A 4,307-nucleotide genomic window follows, 5' to 3' on the forward strand; every position below is an offset into this window, starting at 1 on the left:
CGGGACGACCGCGTGCCCCGGGCCGGCCGGGTGGCCGGTGCCCGCGAAGGCCGGTCCGGACAGACCGGCCAGTGCGACGGTGAGCGGCGCGAATGCGGCGGCCCTGATCAGGTTCCGCGCGGATCGGTTCATGCTTTCCCCCTGGGAAATGGTTTGCCCCTGCGCTGGCGGGACGGCGGTGCGGTCCCGCTGTGCCGTCCGGTGGTCTGCACCGGCTTTCCGGTCGGGGACGTTAGTACAGCCGCAGCCCGCGCACAGCCCTTTTCCGAAATGAATCAGAGCGGCCGGGAAAGGATCTCCGAATCGGCTGTAACGCTTCAGTGGCGTCCGTTATCGCCGGACATGGACCGGCATATCAACACCGTTCGCCAAGGCGATTTGGCGAACTTTCTCGGGAGAAAGCAGAAACGGGGCCGCCGGTCCGGCGACCCCGTTTCTTTAACCGTCCTTGCCCTGCCCCTATGAACCCTCGCCCAGGGAGATGGCCTCGTCCACCTCGGTGCGGCGGGCGGCGAGCTCCTGCTCGTAGCGCTCGCGGTCCACCGCCTCCGCGATGTCCTCGTCCTGCTTCATGAGGGCCTCCAGGTCGGCCTTGGCGTTGTCCAGGACGCCCATGTCGAGGTAGGCGGCCTGCACCTTCTCGCCCCACAGCCCGACGTCCTTCACGCACGGCACGATCCGGCTGAACAGCAGCGACTGGTAGAGGGTGTACATGTCGGAGTTGTCGACGAACTCCATGCACTTGTCCATCGGCATGTCGAGCTGCTCGAACACCTCGCGGCCCTTGAACCGGTCGCGCATCAGGTAGCAGCCCTCGACCACGAACTCCTCGCGCTCGGCGCGCTCCTTCTCGGTGAGCTCGGCGTAGTAGTCGCGCAGCGCGAGGCGGCCGAACGCGACGTGCCGCGCCTCGTCCTGCATGACGTACGCGAGCAGCTGCTTGACCAGCGGGTTGGTGGACATGTCCCGGTACAGCCCGAACGCGGCGAGCGCGAGGCCCTCGATCAGCACCTGCATGCCGAGGTAGGGCAGGTCCCAGCGGGAGTCCTCCAGCGACTCGGCCAGCAGCTTGGCCAGGTCCTGGTTGATCGGGTAGTACATGCCGATCTTCTCGCGCAGGAACCGCGAGTACAGCTCCACGTGCCGCGCCTCGTCCATCGTCTGGGTGGCCGCGTAGAACTTGGAGTCCAGGTCCGGGACGGACTGGACGATCCGCGCCGACACGTTCAGCGCGCCCTGCTCACCGTGCAGGAACTGGCTGAACAGCCACGCGCCCTGGTGCCGGCCGAACTCGTCCCGCTCGGCCTGCGACATCTTGTCCCAGATGTCGGAGCCCATCAGCGGGTTGAACTGCTCGGGCAGCCCGGCCACGTTGTTCGGATCGACCTCCAGGTCCCAGTCGATCCGCTTCTGCGCGTCCCACTGCTTGTCCTTGCCCTTCTGGTACAGGTTCAGCAGCCGGTCGCGCCCGTCGTCGTACTCCCAGGTGAACCGGGCGTCGCCGGACATGGGGACGTCCCAGGTCTCCTTGGGGACGGACGAGACGTAGAAGTCGTACGAGGTCATGCCAACCTCCCGGGGACGGGCCTCCCGCGGGCCTCGGCGACCGCGGGTCGGCACGGGGATCTGCCACCCACCGCTTTACATCCCTTCGTAACATGTAAAGCGGGGGGCGAACAGACCCATTCCTGTCGTCCGGAACCCGGCGGACCGCCATGACAAAAGTCATCGCCGACCCGCGACAACCTTCACTAACCGGCTGAGCTGCGCATTTCTAGCGTTGACCGCATGGACGCCATCACTCTCGCCCAGGTCGCCAAGAGCTACGGACCGGTCCGCGCCGTCGAGCCGCTCGACCTCACCGTCCCGGCCGGGCAGGCGCTCGCGCTGCTCGGGCCGAACGGGGCCGGCAAGAGCACCACGGTCTCGATGCTGCTCGGCCTCGTCCGCCCCGACTCCGGCGCCGTCCGGGTGTTCGGCTCCGACCCGGCCGCCGCCGTCGCGCGCGGACGCGTCGGGGCGATGCTCCAGGACGGCGCGCTCATCGAGGGCCTCACCGTGAAGGAGGTCGTCGGGTTCGTCCGCGGGCTGTACCCGGAGCCGATGCCGCTCGCCGAGATCCTCGCCACCGCCGACCTCACCGGCCTCGCCGGGCGCCGCGCCGACAGGCTGTCCGGCGGGCAGCGGCAGCGGGTCCGCTTCGCGCTCGCCATCGCGGGCGCGCCGAAGCTGCTCGTCCTGGACGAGCCGACCGCCGCGATGGACGTCGAGTCGCGGCGCGCCTTCTGGGCGAGCATGCGCGCCTACGCGGCGGGCGGCCGGACGATCCTGTTCGCCACCCACTACCTGGAGGAGGCGGACGGGAACGCCGACCGGATCGTCGTCATGGTGCGCGGCCGGATCGTCGCCGACGGCTCGGCCGCCGAGATCAAGGCGCGCGCCGGGAACCGGACCGTCCGCTTCACCCTCGGCGACCAGCCCGCCGCCGGGCTGGACCGGCTGCCGGGCGTCACCGGCGTGGAGATCCGGGGCACGACCGCCGTCCTGACCAGCACCGACGCCGACACCACGACCGCCGCGCTGTACCGCACCGGGCTGGTCGTCCGCGACCTGGAGGTCAAGGGCGCCGACCTGGAGGAGGCGTTCCTCGACCTCACCGCCGACCGTCCCTGACCCTCCCCGCACCCGTCCTCCCCCCGTACGAAGGGCTTTCCGATGCTCGCCTATCTGCGCCTTGAGGTCCTGCGGATGTTCCGCGACCGGCGCTTCACGTTCTTCACCCTGGCCGTCCCGGTCGGCTTCTACCTGCTGTGGGCGAACGTCTTCAAGGGCGACGGCACCGAGCCGCGCACCGGCCTGGACGCCTCGACCTACCTCATGGTGTCGATGGCGTCGTTCGGCGCGATCGGGGCCTCACTGTCGGCGACCGGCCAGCGGTTCGCGGCCGAGCGCGCGTCCGGCTGGCTGCGCCAGCTCCAGACCACGCCGCTGCGGCCGTGGGCCGTGGTGACCGGCCGGACGGTCGCCGCGATGGTCCTGGCGCTGCCCGCGATCCTGCTGGTCAGCCTGGTCGCCGTGGCCGTCCAGGGCGTCCGGGTGGACCCGCTGCACTGGGCGCTGATGGTCGTGCTGATGTGGATCGCGTCGCTGCCGTTCGCCGCGCTCGGCATCCTGATCGGCTGCCTCGTCGGACCGGACGCCGCGCAGCCGGTGACACTCGGGTGCTATTTCGCGCTGTCCATAGTGGGCGGGCTGTGGATGCCGGTCAGCCGGCTGCCGTCCGGGCTGCGGACGGTCGCGGGCTGGACGCCGTCGAACCGGTTCGGCTCGCTCGGCTGGACGCTGGTGTCGGGGCACGCGCCGTCGCTCACCACGGGCCTGGTGCTCGCGGGCTGGACGGCCGGCCTCGCCGCCGTGGCGGTCCCCGCCTACCGCCGCACCGTGCGGGCACGCTGACCGGAAAGGACACGACAGGAAATACTGGACCCGAGAGGACCTGCCGACCCACGGAAGCGAGCCATGAGCGGGCTGTTCAAGGAGACGATCGACGGCGAGGACCCGGGACGGTCCCGGCCCCGCCGCGCGTTCTGGGCCGCGTTCGGGCTGGTCTACATCGTCCCGGTCGTCAAGGTCGTCGCCGGGTACCACGGCCTCCGGCTCGTCCTCGCGGCGCTCGCGCTGGTGGCGTTCGTCGCGCTGTACCTGGCGACGCCCCTCACCATGCGGAGCTGGATGCACCCCGTCGGGCGGCGCACCTACGCGCTGTTCACCCTGTTCACGGCGCTGTGCGTGGGCCTGCCGTTCGCGTTCGGCGCCGAGTGGGCCGGAATGCCGATCTACCTGTCCGTCCTCGCGGCGATGACCCTGCCGCTGCGGACCGTCCCCTACGCCGCGGGCGCGGCGGCGGCGCTCAGCGTCCTGCAGTCCTGGTACCTCGGCATCGGCCGCGGCGGGCTGCTGACGATCGCCATGTCGGCACTGTCCCTCGGCCTGTTCATGTTCGCCTTCCGGCACGCCCGGATGCTCGTCCAGCAGCTCCGCGAGGCGCGCGCCGAGGCGACCCGGCTGGCCGCCGCCAACGAGCGGCTGCGCATCGCCCGCGACCTGCACGACCTGCTCGGGCACAGCCTGTCGCTCATCGTGCTGAAGAGCGAGCTGGCCCGCCGGATGGCCGCCCGCGACGTGGACCGCGCGATCGCCGAGGTCAACGACATCGAGGCCGTGGCGCGCGAGGCGCTGCGGGACGTGCGCGCCACGATCTCCGGGTACCGCCGCCGCGACCTGACCGGCGAGCTCGACGGCGCGAC

4 protein-coding genes are annotated in these 4,307 nt (G+C 70.9%); 3 read left to right on the forward strand and 1 reads right to left on the reverse strand.

The genetic code is table 11. From position 1 onward, the window contains the following. Positions 1 to 459: 459 nt before the first annotated feature. Entirely contained in the window at positions 460 to 1,566 is a 1,107-nt protein-coding gene (locus AB0J52_RS29675; protein ID WP_500185882.1) for a ferritin-like domain-containing protein, read from the reverse strand. Between the two features lie 222 nt (positions 1,567 to 1,788). On the opposite strand from AB0J52_RS29675, the gene AB0J52_RS29680 reads away from it, so the two are divergent. The 3 genes from AB0J52_RS29680 to AB0J52_RS29690 form a co-directional block, all read left to right on the forward strand. Further along, the gene (locus tag AB0J52_RS29680; protein ID WP_500185884.1) at positions 1,789 to 2,673 is read left to right on the forward strand and encodes an ABC transporter ATP-binding protein; all 885 of its coding nucleotides are present in this window, start codon (positions 1,789 to 1,791) and stop codon (positions 2,671 to 2,673) included. 42 nt (positions 2,674 to 2,715) lie between these two features. Then, positions 2,716 to 3,456, forward strand: coding sequence for an ABC transporter permease (locus AB0J52_RS29685; RefSeq protein ID WP_500185885.1), 741 nt, complete (start codon positions 2,716 to 2,718; stop codon positions 3,454 to 3,456). 63 nt (positions 3,457 to 3,519) lie between these two features. Continuing rightward, the coding region (locus tag AB0J52_RS29690; RefSeq protein WP_500185887.1) for a sensor histidine kinase at positions 3,520 to 4,307 on the forward strand (788 nt) is incomplete at its 3' end.

This window comes from Spirillospora sp. NPDC049652 (assembly GCF_040675125.1).
GTDB lineage: Bacteria > Actinomycetota > Actinomycetes > Streptosporangiales > Streptosporangiaceae > Spirillospora.

Bases quoted from the DNA above. Each gene is read 5' to 3' on its own strand.
- AB0J52_RS29675 (WP_500185882.1), bottom strand. From the start codon at position 1,566: ATGACCTCGTACGACTTCTACGTCTCGTCCGTCCCCAAGGAGACCTGG.
- AB0J52_RS29680 (WP_500185884.1), top strand. From the start codon at position 1,789: ATGGACGCCATCACTCTCGCCCAGGTCGCCAAGAGCTACGGACCGGTC.
- AB0J52_RS29685 (WP_500185885.1), top strand. From the start codon at position 2,716: ATGCTCGCCTATCTGCGCCTTGAGGTCCTGCGGATGTTCCGCGACCGG.